This window comes from Burkholderia sp. Ap-955, assembly GCF_011753045.1.
In the GTDB taxonomy this organism is placed as follows: domain Bacteria; phylum Pseudomonadota; class Gammaproteobacteria; order Burkholderiales; family Burkholderiaceae; genus Burkholderia; species Burkholderia lata_D.
In genome coordinates, this window is sequence record NZ_VWWH01000005.1 from 100,946 (window position 1) to 117,928 (window position 16,983).

At 68.2% G+C, this 16,983-nt stretch carries 17 protein-coding genes and 1 pseudogene; 10 read left to right on the forward strand and 8 right to left on the reverse strand.

The window, feature by feature from the left end; all coding sequences use genetic code 11:
* Positions 1 to 18: 18 nt before the first annotated feature.
* The 5 genes from F3J15_RS04765 to F3J15_RS04785 all read right to left on the reverse strand — a co-directional run bounded on the left by F3J15_RS04765 (position 19) and on the right by F3J15_RS04785 (position 4,961).
* The gene (locus F3J15_RS04765) at positions 19 to 2,241 is read right to left on the reverse strand and encodes a tetratricopeptide repeat protein (RefSeq protein ID WP_166888345.1); all 2,223 of its coding nucleotides are present in this window, start codon (positions 2,239 to 2,241) and stop codon (positions 19 to 21) included.
* A gap of 177 nt (positions 2,242 to 2,418) precedes the next feature.
* On the reverse strand, positions 2,419 to 3,087 hold the full coding sequence (locus F3J15_RS04770) for a prepilin-type N-terminal cleavage/methylation domain-containing protein (RefSeq protein WP_166888348.1): 669 nt from the start codon (positions 3,085 to 3,087) through the stop codon (positions 2,419 to 2,421).
* On the reverse strand, positions 3,071 to 3,502 hold the full coding sequence (gene gspI, locus F3J15_RS04775; RefSeq protein WP_205190685.1) for a type II secretion system minor pseudopilin GspI: 432 nt from the start codon (positions 3,500 to 3,502) through the stop codon (positions 3,071 to 3,073). The genes F3J15_RS04770 and gspI overlap by 17 nt, the downstream gene beginning before the upstream one ends.
* A gap of 306 nt (positions 3,503 to 3,808) precedes the next feature.
* Positions 3,809 to 4,015 carry a hypothetical protein gene (locus F3J15_RS04780; RefSeq protein ID WP_069252981.1) on the reverse strand — a complete coding sequence of 69 codons (207 nt, stop codon included), beginning with the start codon at positions 4,013 to 4,015 and terminating at the stop codon, positions 3,809 to 3,811.
* Positions 4,016 to 4,355: 340 nt separating this feature from the next.
* Entirely contained in the window at positions 4,356 to 4,961 is a 606-nt protein-coding gene (locus F3J15_RS04785) for an alpha-ketoglutarate-dependent dioxygenase AlkB (RefSeq protein WP_166888354.1), read from the reverse strand.
* Positions 4,962 to 5,059: 98 nt separating this feature from the next.
* On the opposite strand from F3J15_RS04785, the pseudogene F3J15_RS04790 reads away from it, so the two are divergent.
* Positions 5,060 to 5,239 (forward strand): annotated as a pseudogene (locus F3J15_RS04790) (nitroreductase family protein); the annotation flags it as partial.
* Between the two features lie 83 nt (positions 5,240 to 5,322).
* Here F3J15_RS04790 and F3J15_RS04795 read toward each other — a convergent pair.
* Positions 5,323 to 6,471 (reverse strand): metallophosphoesterase, encoded by a 1,149-nt coding sequence (locus tag F3J15_RS04795; protein ID WP_166888357.1) that lies wholly within the window; start codon positions 6,469 to 6,471, stop codon positions 5,323 to 5,325.
* A 253-nt stretch (positions 6,472 to 6,724) separates the two neighbouring features.
* On the opposite strand from F3J15_RS04795, the gene F3J15_RS04800 reads away from it, so the two are divergent.
* From F3J15_RS04800 to F3J15_RS04825, 6 genes are all read left to right on the forward strand, one after another.
* Positions 6,725 to 7,048 (forward strand): hypothetical protein, encoded by a 324-nt coding sequence (locus tag F3J15_RS04800; protein ID WP_166888360.1) that lies wholly within the window; start codon positions 6,725 to 6,727, stop codon positions 7,046 to 7,048.
* A gap of 279 nt (positions 7,049 to 7,327) precedes the next feature.
* Positions 7,328 to 7,621, forward strand: coding sequence for a hypothetical protein (locus F3J15_RS04805; RefSeq protein WP_069260271.1), 294 nt, complete (start codon positions 7,328 to 7,330; stop codon positions 7,619 to 7,621).
* Positions 7,618 to 8,667, forward strand: a complete 1,050-nt coding sequence (gene mdtN / locus F3J15_RS04810; protein WP_069251932.1) for a multidrug transporter subunit MdtN — start codon at positions 7,618 to 7,620, stop codon at positions 8,665 to 8,667. Before F3J15_RS04805 ends, mdtN begins: the two co-directional genes overlap by 4 nt.
* Complete coding sequence (locus tag F3J15_RS04815) at positions 8,648 to 10,795, forward strand: FUSC family protein (RefSeq protein WP_166888363.1); 2,148 nt, start codon at positions 8,648 to 8,650, stop codon at positions 10,793 to 10,795. Before mdtN ends, F3J15_RS04815 begins: the two co-directional genes overlap by 20 nt.
* Complete coding sequence (locus F3J15_RS04820) at positions 10,782 to 12,326, forward strand: TolC family protein (RefSeq protein WP_166888366.1); 1,545 nt, start codon at positions 10,782 to 10,784, stop codon at positions 12,324 to 12,326. The genes F3J15_RS04815 and F3J15_RS04820 overlap by 14 nt, the downstream gene beginning before the upstream one ends.
* Before the next feature lie 305 nt (positions 12,327 to 12,631).
* Entirely contained in the window at positions 12,632 to 13,339 is a 708-nt protein-coding gene (locus F3J15_RS04825; protein ID WP_011354660.1) for an MgtC/SapB family protein, read from the forward strand.
* 46 nt (positions 13,340 to 13,385) lie between these two features.
* On the opposite strand, the gene F3J15_RS04830 is transcribed toward F3J15_RS04825, so the two are convergent.
* Positions 13,386 to 14,105 (reverse strand): autoinducer binding domain-containing protein, encoded by a 720-nt coding sequence (locus tag F3J15_RS04830; RefSeq protein ID WP_069251936.1) that lies wholly within the window; start codon positions 14,103 to 14,105, stop codon positions 13,386 to 13,388.
* Between the two features lie 73 nt (positions 14,106 to 14,178).
* On the opposite strand from F3J15_RS04830, the gene F3J15_RS04835 reads away from it, so the two are divergent.
* From F3J15_RS04835 to F3J15_RS04845, 3 genes are all read left to right on the forward strand, one after another.
* Positions 14,179 to 14,622, forward strand: a complete 444-nt coding sequence (locus F3J15_RS04835) for a DUF4902 domain-containing protein (protein WP_166888369.1) — start codon at positions 14,179 to 14,181, stop codon at positions 14,620 to 14,622.
* Between the two features lie 214 nt (positions 14,623 to 14,836).
* Complete coding sequence (locus F3J15_RS04840; protein ID WP_027789397.1) at positions 14,837 to 15,445, forward strand: acyl-homoserine-lactone synthase; 609 nt, start codon at positions 14,837 to 14,839, stop codon at positions 15,443 to 15,445.
* Positions 15,446 to 15,496: 51 nt separating this feature from the next.
* Positions 15,497 to 16,261, forward strand: coding sequence for a hypothetical protein (locus F3J15_RS04845; protein ID WP_166888372.1), 765 nt, complete (start codon positions 15,497 to 15,499; stop codon positions 16,259 to 16,261).
* Positions 16,262 to 16,434: 173 nt separating this feature from the next.
* Here the strand turns inward: F3J15_RS04845 and F3J15_RS04850 are convergent, their stop codons facing one another.
* The gene (locus tag F3J15_RS04850) at positions 16,435 to 16,725 is read right to left on the reverse strand and encodes a hypothetical protein (RefSeq protein WP_089448000.1); all 291 of its coding nucleotides are present in this window, start codon (positions 16,723 to 16,725) and stop codon (positions 16,435 to 16,437) included.
* Positions 16,726 to 16,983 lie beyond the last annotated feature (258 nt).

The following is a 16,983-nucleotide window of genomic DNA, read 5'->3' on the forward strand; positions in this document are numbered from 1 at the left end:
TGGTATCGCGTGTCGTGTCTAACGTGTCATCGGCGCGATCGCGGCACGCACCGCATCGATCGCGCCCGTCCAGTCCCCCGGCGCCGCCTGCCGGAACAGCCGCGCGGACGGATACCACGGGCTGTCGCCGCGCGTGCGCATCCAGCGCCACTCCGCCGGATCGGGCAGCAGCACCCAGACCGCGTGGCCCAGCGCACCCGCCAGATGCGCGACGGCGGAATCGACCGCAATCACGAGATCCAGCGCGCCGATCAGCGCGGCCGTGTCCGCGAAGTCGCCGAGTTCGTCGTCGACGCGCAGCACCGGCGCAGCCGAGAGCAGCGCCGCGTCGCGTTCGCGCACGGGCTTTTGCAGACTGATCCAGTCGACATCGAGATCGAACAGCGGCGCGAGCCGCGAGAAATCGATCGACCGGTTGTGATCGTTCCGATGCTCCGGATTGCCGGCCCATGCGATCCCGATCCGCGGCCGGCGCCGCTCGCCGAGCAGCGCTTCCCACTGGCGCGTGCGCTGCGGGTCGGCATGCAGATAAGCGCCGGATTGCGGAATCGTGGCTTCTTCCGTGCGAAACGCGTGCGGCAGGCTCAACAGCGGGGCCTGGCAGTCGAACGCCGGCAACGGTTCGCCGCGCGCGATCACGTGGGCCGCGCCGGACAGCGACGCCATCAGCGCGCGCAACTGCGGCTGCACCTCGAACACGACCCGCGCGCCACGTTCAGCCACCAGGGGCACATAGCGGCAGAACTGCAACGTGTCGCCGAACCCCTGTTCCGCATGAATCAGCACGGTCCGGCCGTCGAGCGGCGTGTCGCCCTGCCACGCCGGCTGCATGAACGGCCGGTAGTGCCGCGCAAGCTGCGCATCGCGCAGCCGCCATTCGTACTCGGGCCAGCCGCGCGCGAAATCGCCTTCGATCAGATACAACGACGCAAGTGCGAAATGCGCTTCGGCGTAGTCGGGTTGCAGCGCGATCGCGCGATCGTATGCGGCAAGCGCATCGTCCGTGCGCGCCGTTTCGAAATGCAGGTTGCCGCGGTTGAGCCAGTTCGTCGCGTGATCGGGACGCAGCGCGAGCGCACGGTCGAGCGACGTCATCGCTTCGTCGTAGCGATGCAGGTCCTGCAGCACGCTGCTGCGGTTGGTCCACGCTTCGGCGAACCGCGCGTCGCGCGCAAGCGCGGCGTCGTAGCTGGCCAGCGCTTCCTCGTAACGCTTCAGGTAGCGCAACGCGGTGCCGCGATTGCACAACGTCTCCGCCGAGTGCGGATCGAGCGCCAGCGCACGCGCATAGGCAGCCAGCGCGTCATCGTGGCGCTTGAGCTGCAGCAATGCGTTGCCGCGGCTCGCATGGGCGCGGACATGATCCGGATCGAAACCCAGCACGCGCTCGCATCGGGCAAGCGCTTCGTCCGCGCGGCCGAGCCGCTCGAGCGCGACCGCGCTGTTGTACAGCACGTCGATCCGCGCGGGATCGGCGGCGATCGCTTCGTTGAACGCGTCGAGCGCCTCGCCCGGCCGATCGAGATCGATCAGCGTGCGGCCGCGCTCGGCCATGATCGCGGCCATGCCGGGCCGGATCGCGTTGGCGCGCTCGAAGCACTGCAGCGCATCGGCCGGCCGCTGCAGTTCGCGCAGCACGAGGCCGCGGTTGAACCACGATTCGAACGAACGCGGATCGACCATCAGCGCGCGATCGTAGGTATCGAGCGCCTCGTCGAAGCGACGCAACGCACGCAGCGCGCTGCCGCGATTGCACAGCGCATCGAGCACCAGCGGCGACACCGCGAGCGCGCGGTCGAACGACGCCAGCGCGTCGTCATGGCGGCGCAGCCCGAGCAGCGTGTTGCCGCGGCGCACGAGCGTCTGCACGTCGTCGGGCGTGGTTCGCAGCGCGGCCGCGAAATGCTCGAGCGCCTCGCCGATGCGGCCGCGCTCGCCGGCGATCGCGCCGAGATCCGACAGCACGCGCGTGCCGGGTGCGATCGCGATCGACTGGCGCAGCAACGCTTCGGCGTCATCGACCGCACCGCGCTGGAACTGCAGGATGCCGTACAGGTGCAATGCCTGGGGATTGTCCGGCTCCTTCTCGAGCACCGCGAGATATTCGCGCGCTGCGTCGTCGAATCGTCCGGCGCTGTGCCAGTTTTGTGCGCGGCTCAGGATCGCCGCCGATTGCCGTTGTCCGCGCGCGTCGAGTCCCGACGCGCCCGCGTGTGCATCATGCCGGTGCTCGACCGTCACGTTCGCCCCCTTCCCGTTTGCCGATGCCGCCGCTGATCCGGTTCGATGGAACCGGTCGCGGCGGCCATGCTCGTCACGAGACTAACGGACGGGCAATAACAGACGTATGACGAAAGTTACGGACCATTTTGTCCGGGGGACGGAACACACGCCGTGCCGGGGCAGCGCACACCGCCGTCACTGGCCGATCGGAATCGTCCGCACGTATTCGACCGCGGGCGCGCCCATCGTGACCGAGAAGCGCACGCCGCGCGGCACCGGCACGCCGATCGACGTGAAGTTGCTGATGCCATGCTGCGCGAGAAACTGCGCATAGGACTGTTCGATGGCGGCCTGGCTCGTCGTCCATCCGCCGGGCGGGATCCACACGGAAAGCTGCATCGAGCGCGCATCATTGCTGACCACCACGCGCGCGAACGCATCCATGTGATGCAGCGCGTCGTCGACCTCGGCCAGCGACGCGAGCGGCTGCGATGCGCTGCGCACGAGCTCGCGCCCCTTGAGCTGGTAGCGCACGACCTGCATCTGCGTCGGCCCGCCACCGACGCCGAGATGGCGCACCATCACGAGTTCGCCCGGACGGATACGCAGCGGCGGCCCGAACACTTCGTCGGGCGTGACGAGGTTCGTCAGGTCGAACTGCAGTTGGGAGAAGTAGCGGCCGAGCAGACGCGTTTGCGCCAGATTCGACGCGATATCGTCGCGGCCGCGGATCGTCGCATCGAGGCCGCGCCACGACAGCAGCGCGATCACGGCGAGCAGCGCGATCGCGACCAGCATCTCGATCAGCGTGAAGCCGCGGGCACGGGCGCGCGCCGCCACGCACGGGTCAGTGGCGCGCTTCATTCTGGATCACCGTGACGACTTCGGCCAGCACGTTGCGGCTCGACGCGGACGAATACACGCTCACCGTCACGCGACGCACGAGCGGGCTCGGCAGCGCGGCCACCGACTGGCGGCACACGAACCGGTAGCGCCCCTGCGGGCAGGCAAATGTGTTGGAGCCGACGGACGGCCAGGTCGATGCAATGCGGATCTCGCCGAGCGCGTTGTCGGCGCTCCACAACGCGAGCAGGCGCATGCGCGCCATGTCGGTATCCGACGCGAGCGCGCCGATCGCGCGCATCACGGCGCCCAGCGCCACGGCGACGATCGCCAGCGCGATCAGCACCTCGATCAGCGTGAATCCCCGTTCCGGCGCCCGCGCCGTGCGCGATCCGCCGCGCGCGTGGCGGTGGTAGTCGGTTCTGTCGTCGCACATGACCTGCATTCTTGTCGATGGGTCGGCGTCCGGCGTTCGAGTCGCGGCGCGAAGCCGCATCGCCGGCGCGACGGACGCCGTGCAGGGACGTTAAGCGTGGCGTATGGCACACACGTGTCGAATGGTACGGACCATTTGGCGCGGCGAGCTCGGGCGAATGGGCGAACGGGCGCGCAAGCGCGCCGCACGCACGGTCGCGCGAAGCGCGACAGGCGACGGAAAACGGAAAACGATCGGAAAAGCCACCCGGCGGCGGGCGGCAAGCGATGAAGACGATCCTCGGGCGGCGGGATCGACGCGACGGCGTCAGGCCGTCACGGCGGCGTCATACGCGGCGCGGGCAAGCTGGCCGGCGGCGTAGGCCTCGGCTTCGCCGCGAAAGCCTTCACGGCTGAACGCAACGACTTTCACGCCAACGCCGGTCGCCCGCTTCACCGTCAGCGCCCATTGCCATCCGCCGTCTTGTTCAAAGACGTGCAGCGAGGGTTCGAAGGAAGGGTCGAATACGGTCACGCGTTTTGCTCCTGCCCCCTTGCGCGCCGCATCGGCAACGCTTGGGGCATGTCGAAAGGATCGCGCCGGGATGCGACGCGTTTCTGCCATTCGACAGTCTAGTCAAGGATTGTTGCGACGCACCATCAGAGGTTTCACTCATCTATCGAAACCGGGCGGTCGATCAAATTTTCCAGAAACCCTTATGGCACGGGCCTCAGCGCCGTTTCAGCGCGCACGGTTCAGCGCTCGTGCGGCAACGTGCCGCACACGCGACGGCTTGCCTGCGTCGATCACCCATGGATCGCAAAAACGGGGCGCGAATCGCCCGGCGAGCCAGGCACGTCGGTGATGGGCGTGGTTACCGGCCCGTACCCGCCGGCATCACTCGCCGAAACGTCAGGTTCACACGCTCGCCCTGCACGCCCGGCGCCTTCGGCACGCGATGCTGCCATTCAGCCTGTGTGCGGCCTCGCATCACGAGCAGGCTGCCATGCCCGAGGCGATACGCATGCGTGACACCGGTCTTGCGATGGCGAAGGTCGAACACGCGCATCGCCCCGAGGCTCACCGATGCGATCACCGGCGCATCGCCAAGCTCGGGCTCGTTGTCCGCATGCCAGCCGAGGCTGTCCTGCCCGTTGCGGTAGCGATTGAGCAGCACGCTGTTGAAGCCCGCGCCGCACGTCGCCTCGACCGCGCGCTTCAGGTCGAGCACGGCCGGCGTCCACGGCGCCGGCACGTTGCGGATCCCCGAATACACGTAGACGGCATCCGGCTCGCCCTGCCATGCGGTCAGCCGCGGCAATGGAATGCGTCCGCGCGGCGTGCGGATCGTGTCCTGCTGCCACGCGACCTCGCCGATCAACGCGGCCAGCGCGCGATCGGCATCGGACGGCGCCAGCCAGTCCGGGTACCAGTCCACGTCGGGGGCGGGCGTGTCAGCGAAGAGATCGGGTGTCGACATGGCGGGAGGAACGGGCGAAGAACAGGGCGAACGGTGCATGCCTGCATACTAGCCAACGGCGTCGCACACTGCCATGCGCTGTCATTCGCGGATAAAAGGTAGCCGCGCGCGCACTCGGCCTCGACGCGGGCCCGATGTCCGGCTTCGACGGCGCGAAGGTCGATGCCGCGCTCTTCGCGGGCATCGCGATCAAAAGCAACTTCCTCGTGAATCTCGGCGACGGCGATCCGGCCGGCCTGTTCCCGCGCAGCCCGCGCTTCGATTTCGACGACATCGCCGCATCGAGTGACGGCCGATGGCCGGCGCCGGCGCCCGTTGATCTCGGGCTGGCGCCGGCCTTTTCCAGACGAGGGAACGTGCGCTACCCGCCGCGCGTCAGCCGGATCAGCGTGATCTCGGACGGCACGCCGAAGCGGTTCGGCGGCCCCCAGTATCCGGTGCCGCGGCTCGTATAGAGCCACAGATCGCCGAAGCGGCTCAGCCCGCCGATCACCGGCTGCTGCAGCCGCACGAACGGTGGCCATGGCAGAAACTGGCCGCCGTGCGTATGCCCCGACAACTGCACGGTAAAGCCGGCCCGATTCGCCGCTTCCGCGCTGCGCGGCTGGTGCGCGAGCAGGATCTTCGTGCCGACGTCGCGCGGCGCACCCGCCAGCGCCTGCACGGGGTCGCTGCGATGGGCGGGATCGAACCCGCCCGCCGTGAAATCGGTGACGCCCGCGAGCACCGCGTGCGCACCGTCATGTTCAATGAGCACGTGCTCGTTGAGCAGCACTGTCAGCCCGATGCGCCGGAACTCGTCGATCCACGCATGCGCGCCCGCGTAATACTCGTGGTTGCCCGTCACCAGGAAGCTGCCATGCCGCGACTGCATGCGGCCGAGCGGCGCCGTGTGGTCACGCAGGCGCTGGACCGAGCCGTCGACCACGTCGCCCGTCACGACGACGAGGTCGGCATCGAGCGCGTTGACCGCGCGCACGATCCGTTCGACGTAGGGCCGCTTGATCGTCGGCCCGACGTGGATGTCGGACAGTTGCACGATCGTCAGCCCGTCGAGCCCGGCCGGCAGCCCCGCGACCGGGATGGACACGCGCTTGACCGCCGCCGTACGACGCGCACCGACGAATCCGATCACGGTGACGAACACCGCACCGGCCAGCACGCCGATCGCCGTGTCGGTCGCCGCGCCGGGCCACGCGCCGTCGTGCCCGAGATGCCGCCATCCGAGCACGCCGAACAGCACGAATTCGCGGAGGAACGTCAGCAGGAGCAGCGACGAGAAGAAGCCCATCACGAGCGAGCCGGCCCAGCCGACCAGCGTCGCGGCCCAGCCTTCGTCGAAGCGGCGCGAGAACATGCCGACCGGGATCAGCACGACGAAGCTCGCCAGCACGAGCGCCGCGATCGTGCGCGCGACCGGCGACGTGAATGCATCGGGAATGATCCGAATCCCGACGTACAGATGGAACAGCACGCCGATTGCAATGAACCGGACAAAGAAACTTCGCATGGAACACTCACCTTCGTTGCGATACCGCCTGACCGCTTCCGCGCCGCCATCGCACGAGGCCGTGAGGCTCCGTGCCGCGCGTCGCGCCATACGTACGATGGTACACAGATCGCGGCTGTGACGACCGGTCGCCAGCGAGGCTTCGACGCCGCTCGGCGCACCGCTCGACCATGGTTTCGTCGGCCTGCCCGATGCGAGCGACGTACAAGCTTTCCCGAAGCCCGTCGTTACCGACACGCAGCGCACGCCGCGCTTGCCCATCCCGGTCAGCCACTTCGAGAACGGCGGCCGGATGATCAATGCGAACGTCCGCGTCGTGCCCGAAGGCACTGCGCGTCGTCGCCCTCGCGGGCGAGCAAACGAGCAGACAACTCAGGCCGAACGCCCGCCGCAGATCTGCGTCACCGATCGCGACACGCTGCCGCGCTTCATACGCAATCCGGTCGGCCCTCTCGTCAACATCGCTCCCGATCCGCCGGATCGACCCACATTCCTCTGCGTTCGAACGGCAATCGGCCGTTTCCGCCCCGATTCCGCGCTGTCGACAGGACAAATCGGCCGCCCTTCGTTCGTCTGACGATCCTTTACAGTCCGTTAGCAACCCTACGTGAGCTTGCGCTGGCAGAATCGCGACGGTCCGACCATCATTGCAGAAACGCGGTGCCGAACGTGCGGACACGCCCCCCCCGACCGGTAATACCCCCCCACGGTGCACGGGGCGGGTGGCTGGCGGTCCGCATCGCGCTGATTTATTATCGGCTCCGTATCCCGGAATCGTCGTCGCGGCCCGGCCGGTCGCGACGATCCACATTGCGCCGCGCCCGGCACCCACCCCCACCGTCGAGCTCGTCACACCATGAGAAAAACAATGCCGCGCGCGCCCTTGCGCGTCGCCGCCGTCCTGGCGCCAGCCCTGCCGCTCGCGGGCTGCGCATCGCGCGGCGCTCCGTCGTACGTCCTGTTCGGCGCATATTTCCCGCTTTGGCTCGTCAGCGCGATCGTCGGCGTCGTCGGCGCGATCGTCGCGCACCGCGTATTCGTCGCGACCGGCTGGGCCGCCACGGTCCCCTACCAGTTGGCCGTCTGCACCGCGATCGGGCTTGTGGTCGCGGTGATCGTGTGGCTCACCGGCACGGGGCCGTTCGCATGAAGGCCGCCGGTATCGCCCGCCCCTCCGTCAAAGGCCGCGTGATCGCACTGGCGATCGTCGCGCTCGGCATCGCGGCACTCGTGTACGCGTACTACCGCACGACGGCCTACCCGTCCACCGACGACGCATCGATCGACGCGGACGTCGTGCACGTCGCGTCGCCGGTCGGCGGCCGCATCGTGCAGCTCGCGGTGCATGAAAACCAGCGCGTCGCGAAAGGCGACCTGCTGTACGTCATCGATCCCGTGCCGTACCGGCTGACGGTTGCGCAGGCGCAGGCCGACCTCGAACTCGCGCGCGCATCGCTCGACACCCGCCGCCGCTCGCTGATCGGCGAGCGCTCGAACGCGGCCGTGGCCGCCGAGCAGGTCAAGCGGGCGACCCAGAACAGCGACCTTGCCACGCGCGACGTGAACCGGCTCGCGCCGCTCGCCGCGCAGGGCTACGTCAGCGCGCAGCAGTTCGACCAGGCGAAGGTCCGCCAGCGCGACGCGGCCGTGTCGCTCGCGCAGGCACAGGAACAGCAGCGCGCGTCCGCGCAAACGATCGGCGACGAGGCCGACGCGATCGCGACGCTGCATGCGCGCGAGGCCGCGCTGGCCCGCGCGCAGCATGCGCTCGAAGACACCGTCGTGCGCGCGCCGCACGATGGGCTCGTCACGGGCCTGAGCGTGCTCGCCGGCGAAACCCTTGCGCCGAACCAGTCGATCTTCACGCTGATCGACGCAAGCGAATGGTTCGCCGTCGGCAACTTCCGCGAGACGTCGCTGAGCCGCATCGAGGTCGGCGACTGCGCGACCGTCTATTCGATGATCGACCGCAGCCGTCCGCTGACCGGCAAGGTCGTCGGCGTCGGCGCAGGCATTGCCGACAGCGCCCGCATCAACCTGCCGCGCACGCTGCCGATCGTGCAGAACTCGGTGAACTGGGTGCACGTCGCGCAGCGCTTTCCCGTACGCGTGAAGCTCGACGAACCCGACGGCAAGCTCGTGCGCGTCGGCGCCAGCGCGATCGTCGAGGTCCGGCATGGCACTGCCTGCCGCTGAGGTTCGCTCGCCGGGCCCGCGCGAAGTCCTGCGACTGCTCGCGCCGTTTCCGGGGCGCACGTCGATTGCCGTCCGGGTTGCGCTGATCTGCGCGCTGACCGCGCTCGTGACGGCCGCCTACGGCACGCCCGAAGCCGCGCTGTCCGCGTACGTCGTGTTCTTCATGATCCGGGCCGACCGCGTGACGAGCGTCGTGCTCGCGGCCGCGCTGCTCGTGATCGTCACGATCGTGATCGGGCTCGTGCTCGGCATCGCGATCTTCAGCATCGACTATTCGATCCTGCGGGTCGCGTGCATGGCCGTGCTGTCGGTCGGCCTCCTCTATCTGACGTCGGCCAGCAAGCTGCGCCCGGTCGGCGCGATCCTCGCGATGATCGTCGGCTTCGGGCTCGACCAGCTCGGCCTCGCGCCGTTCGGCGAAGCCGCGACCCGCGCACTGCTGTACATCTGGCTGACGATCGCGATCCCGGTCGGTGTCGCGATCGTCGTCAACCTGCTGATCGCGCCGTCGCCGCGCAAGCTCGCGCAAGCGCAACTCGCGAAACGCTTGCGGCTTGCCGCGCAGCGGCTGCGCGGTAACGATGCCGCGCGCGACGCATTCAATGCCAGCCTGCACGAAGGCGACAAGCAGCTGCTCACGTGGCTCAAGCTGTCGAAACTCGAAGGCTCGTCGTCCGCCGCCGACTTCGCGGCGTTGCGGCAGGCCGTGACATCGAGCACCGCGCTGCTCGTCGGCGTCGCGCTGGCCGATCGCGAACCAGGCGCGCGGCTGCCCGACGCATACGCCACCCCGATCGCCGCGACGCTCGACGAGATGGCCGACATCCTCGACCAGGGCGGCTACCCGGTCGACGTGACACTCGCGCTACCGCCGACCGACACACTGCCGCCGCTCGCGCGTGTTGCTGCGACGGATCTCCATGCGGCGATCACGCATTTCGCGGAACCGGCCGCAACGACCGATGTCGCTTCGACGGCTTCGACGGCTTCGACGGCTTCGACGGCTTCGACGGCTTCGACGGCTTCGACGGCTTCGACGGCTTCGACGGCTTCGACGGCTTCGACGGCTTCGACGGCTTCGACGGCTTCGACGGCTTCGGCACCTGCCCCCGACGCCCCCGCAGCCGCCCCGCGCGGCGGCTTCTTCCTGCCCGACGCGCGCACCAATCCCGACCACATCCGCTACGCGCTGAAGACGACCGCCGCGGCGATCTTCTGCTACCTGCTGTATTCGCAGCTCGACTGGTCGGGCATCCATACCTGCGTCGTCACCTGCTACATCGTGTCGCTCGGCTCGACGGCCGAGACGGTCGAGAAGCTCACGCTGCGGATCTTCGGCTGCATTGTCGGCGCGCTGCTCGGCACGGCGGCACTGGTCTTCGTCGTGCCGTCGCTATCGTCGGTCGGCCACCTGATGGCGCTGGTGTTCGCCGGCGGGTGGCTCGCCGCGTGGGTCGCATTCGGCTCGCCGCGCATCGCGTATGCCGGCTTCCAGATCGCGTTCGCGTTTTTCCTGTGCGTGATCCAGGGCGCCGGTCCCGGCTTCGACCTGACGATCGCGCGCGATCGCACGATCGGCATCCTGCTCGGCAATGTCGTCGTGTATCTCGTGTTCACGCGCATCTGGCCCGTCAGCATCGGCAAGCAGATCGACGCCGGGCTCGCCGCGCTGATCGACCAGTGGCGGCGCCTCGTGCAGGTCGCGCAGCCGACCGAGCGGCGCGCGCTCGCGGCGGAGGCGTTCGCCCGCCACGGCGCGATCACGCAGGAACTCGGGTTGGTCCACTACGAACCGTCGTGGGTACGGCCAGCCGCAACGTGGCTCGCCACCCGACGGCGCGCGCTCGCGGAACTCGGCGCGCTTGAAGGCCCGCTGTTCCTGCTCGCCGAGCGCCAGCCCGGTGACGCGGCGATCGGCGCGCAGCTCGCCCGCGTGACCGAACCGCGCGACGACGATACCGCGCCCCATCGAGAACCCTCCGCGCCGCCGGCCACCCCGCCGCGCGCAGCCCCCACCGATCCCGCACGCGACGCGCTGCTGAACCTGATCGACACGCGGCTCGCACACATCGCCGATGCCGCCCGTCAAGCCACACCGAAGGAGCCTGTTCCCCATGCGCGTACCTGAACCGCCGGCCGCCTCGATCGCCGCCGCAGCCCTCGCGACCGCCGTCGCGCTGGCCGGCTGCGCGACGTCGTCGATCGATCTGGCGCCGGAGGCGTCCGAACGCCCGTGGCAGCCGCAAACGTCGGCCGCAGGCGATATCGTGCCGGGCCCGCCGCGCGCGTCCGCGCAAGGTTCGCACGACTACACGCTGCCCGCGTCGCCGGCGCTCGCGTCCGTCTCGCCGCCGGCCGCGCTCGATGCCGCGCACGCGTACACGCTGCCCGAGCTGATCGATCTCGCCGAATCGGCGAACCCGCTGACCCGTATCGCATGGAACGACGCGCGCAACGCCGCGCTCGCGGTCGGCCTCGCCAAGACCGCCTACCTGCCGAAGCTGTCCGCGACGGCCATGGGCGGGTACCAGGCAAACCACGGCTCGACGTCGTCGTTCCTCGGCGACTCGTCGAGCAACTCCACCGTGCACGGCACCATCTCGGCGCTGTCGCTGCAATGGCTGCTGTTCGATTTCGGTGGCCGCGCGGCGCGCGTCGAAGCGGCCGAACAGGCGTCGATCGCGTCGAATGTCGCGTTCACGGCCGTCCACCAGCAGGTGATCCACGACGTGACCGTCGCGTACTACCGCTACGAAGCCGCACGCGCGCGCGCGCTCAGTGCCCAGCAGGGCCTCGCGAACGCGGACGCGATCCTCGCGGCCTCCCGCGCGCGACTCAAGCACGGCGTCGGCACGGTCGTCGAACTCGCGCAGGCGACGCAGAACCGCGCACAGGTCAACCTCGCGCTCGTTCAGGCGAACGGCACGGAGAGCGACGGCTACCTCGCCCTCGTCTCCGCGCTCGGCATCTCGCCGCTGTCGAAGCCGACGATCGCCGCGCTGCCGAAGCGGCCGCTGCCGCCCGCGCTCGGCTCGTCGGTCGACGCGATCGTGTCGGATGCGATCGCGCGCCGCCCCGACCTGCAGGGCGCGTTCGCGCTCGAAAAGGCCAATCGCGCGAAGATCAAGGCCGCGGAAGCCGCGTTCATGCCGAAGATTTTCCTGTCCGCGTCGACGTCGTACGCGAGCGGCGGCACGTCCATCTCCGCGCTCCCCGCGATCGGCGACCAGGCGCCGACCGTCAACCTGAACGGCAGCCGCTACGGCGGCGGCGTGTTCCTCGGCGTGACGATTCCGCTGTACGACGGCGGCCTGCGCTCGGCGGTGCTGATGCAGGCGCGCAACGACGCGGAAAGCGCCTCCGCGCGCCTCACGCGGTCCAAGGAGGAAGCGGTCCGCCAGGTCGTCGCCGCGCAGAACGCGGTACAGACGAGCCTTGCGTCGCACGATGCCGCGAAGGCGCTCGTCGATGCCGCGCAGACGAGTTACGACGCGGCGTTGACCGCGTACCGGAACGGCGTCGGTTCGGTCACCGATGCGACGATCGCGCAAAGCCAGTTGCTCGCCGCCCGCAACGCGGAGGTCGACAGCTATGCCGGGGCGCTGTCGGCCGCCGCCGCACTCGCGCTCGCGACGGGGACGATCGGCTCGGCGCAGTAGCGCGGCCGCCGCGAGGCGGTTGACGCATGCGCTCGCCGCCCACTAGAATGCCGCCCATTCTTCCTTCAGGAACCATCGTGGACAGTTGCAGCACTCCGTTGCGTGCGCCGCTTGCCGCCTGAACGCCTGTCCGACGCAGTTCCCCTGCCCGGCTCGCGTTCCGCGAGCCGCACGCCTCCCGTTTCACACTGAATGACGCATTCGCGCGGTACAGTACCGCGCGATGACGGCTATCTTCGTGTCGCCTTCGGCCTTGCGCCGCCGCGACGCGAAACGGCACGCGCTTCTTGCACGGCAGGACAACCATGACTTTCGATTTCGCACTCCGTCTTTTCACCGCGTTCGCCTGCGGCGTCGCCATCGGCATCGAGCGCCAGATGCGCCAGCGCACGGCCGGCCTGCGCACGATCACGCTCGTCGCGAGCGGCGCGTGCCTGTTCGTCACGCTCGGCGTGCTGACCGGCAACGGCGTCGCGGGCGTCACGCAGATCGCCGCCTACGTCGTGTCGGGCGTCGGCTTCCTCGGCGGCGGCGTGATCATGCGCGACAAGGGCTCGATCCAGGGCATCAACACCGCCGCGACCCTGTGGTGCTCGGCCGCCGTCGGCGTGCTGTCCGGTTCCGGTCATTACGTGCCGGCGCTCGCCGGCACCGGCGTCGTGCTGCTCACCAATACGCTGTTGCGCAGCGTCAGCCAGGCGATCAACGCGACGCCGGTATCGAATGCCGATCTCGTGCGCGAATACCAGATCACCGTGATCTGCCTGGCCTCCGACGAAGTGCACATCCGCACGCTGCTGTCGAACTCGATGTATGCGAAGCCGCTGTCGTTCCAGAGCCTCACGAGCGAGGACGTGCCCGACCAGCCGGACCGGCTGAAGGTGACCGCGACACTGAAGCTGCATCCGAAGGATCAGCAGAAGCTCGAGCAGATCGCAAGCCGGATGAGCATGGAGAAGAGCATTTCCAGCGTGAGCTGGACCGCGAAGGAAGCGGAGCCGATGATGGAGTGAGCGGCCTGGCGGCAGCACCATCTCGCGCCGCCGCCTTCACGCCCTGTCAGGGCGTCTCGATCAGGCCGGCCGAGATGGCCTTGACGACCGCCTGGACCTTGTTCGTCGCGCCCAGCTTCTCGAGGATGTTGTTGACGTGGAAGTTGACCGTCCGCTCAGAGATGCTGAGGATCTGGCCGATTTCGCACGCGGTCTTGCCCTCGGCCGTCCAGCACAGCACCTCGCGCTCGCGCGCGGTCAGCGTGACGCCCGCCGCCGGCGCCAGCTTCGGCACCATGAAGCGGCTCATCAGCGAATGCGACAGGTTCGCGAGCCAGTTGGTCTGCAACGTCAGCATGTTGATCTCGGCCGGCGTCAGCGGGTCGGCATGGCGGGCGATGCTCAGCAGGCCGAACGCGCCGCGGGGTGCCCAGCTCGACTGCGCGACGCCCACCGACAACCCGAAATCACGTGCGTCCTGCCAAAGCGGGCACGGTTCGATCCGGTCGACGTCCGGCCAGACGATCATGTTGGTGCTGAGCGCGCCGTCGCGAACCGTCGAGTCGATCTCGATGTAGTTCTGCGCCTGGTAGTGCGCCATCCAGCCGTCCGGATAGGTATTGAAGATCGCGACCGCGGGCTTCGAAACAGGCAGCGGGACGCGAATGCCGTAACAGCAGTATTCGAATCCCAGCCGTTTGGAATAGGCGGCGATCCGCTGGAAGAGCTGCTGCTCGTCTTCCGCGGCGCTGAATTGTTGATAGGCATCCTGCCAGCGCAGTTCCATTCATTCTCCGACAACGTCACGCTGTCATACTTGTCAGGTTCCAGCACCCGTTCGAGGCTGATACATTCCGCGCATGACTTCACCTTTGCTGCACTCGGTCCCCGGCCCGTCCCCGGACGGCTACGTACGCCTGTCAGAAGGCGCACTGGCCGTGCTTGCGCTCGACCATGTCGCAAGCGGCCTCGACGCATCGCTGCTCGAGGAATTGCGCGACAGCGCCATCAACGCACGCCTCGCCGGCTACACCGAATGGCATCGCCCGGCCAGTGCCGGCGTCGCTTACCTGACGATCGGCTGGGACTGGTACCTCGAACGCGCGACCGGCACGTTCGTGATCGCGGGCGGCGACGTCCGCAGCAACGTGATGGTCACCGACGCCACGGGCGCCGACATCGGCATGTTCCGCACGGCCGCCGCGCTCGCCGCACGGCTCGCGTGCATCGACTGGCCCGCCGCGGTCGCGTCGGCCCTGCTCGGGCACAACGACGCCTATCATGCCGGTCCGACGCTCCAGTGACAACTGGCTGTGCGTCTATTCCTCTGACAATTTCCGTGATGCTGGCGCTCTTTATAAGCAAAAGCGCCACGCTTTTCAATCCCGTTGATCAAGAAACCGTTACCACGTCCTAAACGGCATCTTTCCGGCGTCACCCTGTAAGAGTTACCAGTTACAGCCCCCTCGTGCTGCGCGATGTAATGCATGCATACAAAAGCACAGATCCGAGGACACCATGCGGACCTTCGTTCACGAGGAAGGGCGGTTGCCACACGAACTTGCGGCGGATCTTGGGCGCTATCGGCGCCGTGTGTTCGTCGAGCAGCTCGGCTGGGCACTCCCGTCGGCGAACGAAAGCTTCGAGCGCGATCAGTTCGATCGCGACGATACCGTGTACGTGTTCGCGCGGAACGCCGGCGGCGACATGTGCGGATGTGCGCGCCTGCTGCCGACGACGCGCCCGTATCTGCTGAAGTCGCTGTTCGCCGACCTGATCGCCGAAGACATGCCGCTGCCGCAATCGGCCGCCGTCTGGGAGTTGTCCCGGTTCGCGGCAACCGATGACGAAGGCGGGCCGGGCAATGCCGAATGGGCCGTGCGCCCGATGCTCGCGGCAGTCGTCGAATGCGCGGCGCAGCTTGGCGCGCGGCAGTTGATCGGCGTGACGTTCGCGAGCATGGAGCGGCTGTTCCGCCGGATCGGCATACACGCGCACCGCGCAGGCCCGCCCAAGCAGGTGGACGGACGTCTGGTGGTCGCATGTTGGATCGACATCGATCCGCAAACGTTTGCCGCACTAGGAATCGAGCCGGGGCAAGCCGCCCGGCAAGCCATCGCCGCCTGAACCGGAACGCGCGTTTCTGTCCGGGCGGCCTCGTAACGAAGGAGAATCAACGTGGACCAGTCTCAGGTCTTTCGCGCGATGATGCCCGGGTTGACGAGCGCCAACGGCGCCCGTATCGCGGTCGCCTACCCGTCGTTTCCCCGGCCGCTGCCGCTCGTGCGGCTCGACCGCCGCGGGCTCGTGTTCCGTGCGGCCGGCGCCGCGCCGCTCGTCTGCGGGCTGCCGCGCGCGGCGACGCTGCTGGTCGCGGACGAGCCGCTCTGCTCGCTGCGCCTCGTGATCCGCGACATCGCGCCGGCCGGCGAAGGCCGGCATGACCTGACGATGCAGCCGTCCGGCGCCGCCGGCGACGAATTGCTGTGGCACGCGTTGCGTGATCGCGAGCCCTACCGCCAGATCCAGCAGCCGCTCTCGCCCGTCGACGCGTCCATCGCCACCGGTGGCGAACCGCACGCGTCGGCCGGCGAAGCCGGGCCGCGCCCGTCGCGCAGCGCGGCCTTCCGGCTGCCGTGCCACAGCGACGCGCTGTTCTTTGCCGACTGGCTCGAATATCACTTCGACGAACTGCGCGCGCTGTCGCAACAGCATGGGCCGCAACTGCAGCTCAACCAGCTCGAGCGGCAGGTGGCCGACGACGAGGTCGGCGTGCGCTTCGTCTACGACATCGATGGCCATGCGACGCGGCACGCGCTGACCGACTGCGCGCGCGAGGCCTGTGCATGGATCGAGACGGAGATGCGCGACAAGTACGCGTTACCGGTCGCGCAGGAGCGTTTCAGCGCGTTTGCGGCGCACGCCCGGGCAGGCGGCATGTGAGTGCGATGCAACAGGAAGTTGTATCGATACAACTAGGGCTTGCCATGCCTCGGGTTTTCCCTTAAATTTACGTCTGTCTCCTCCATGTCTCCAAACATGGATTCAGCCCGCTCAATGTAGCGGGCTTTTTCTTGCCTGCGCGAATTGCGGGGACACATCTCCTTCCGCCGCACCTAGCCTGCCGGGCGCGCATCAGGCGGCCACGGCCAGAAGTGGTGCACCGCAAATATCAGCGCCACCACCCCGATCATTACCAGCAGCAGGTACAACCAGCCCTTCTTGGTCGTTGGCAAGTCCGCCAGCGCACTCACGTCGCCCGTCAGGGCCGCCAACGCGACCATGCAGAATCCGACCAGTATCATCGTCCCCTTGGCCACCCATCCAAAGGCAACCTCCAGCACGACCATCCATCGCGACTGGCGATAAGGGCCGGTAACCGGCCGACGGAGATCGGGCTTACTCATTTGCGCCCTCTCGTCCGGGATAGGCGCGTACGCTCATCACTCGACAGGCTGAGGCGAAAACAGGACGTCGAAGGTTGTCCTGACAAGCACCGGCTGCAATGGGGTGCGCGCATTTGATCGGGAGCGTCATGTTTTTTCTTTCACGAGACGAGGTTTGACGGTTCGATTCGTTTGGCCGGAAGGCGCCCATATCGTTCGATACGATGGGCCCGCGCCGAAACACGCTCCGTTCGTCACACGCAATCCGGATTGGCCGGC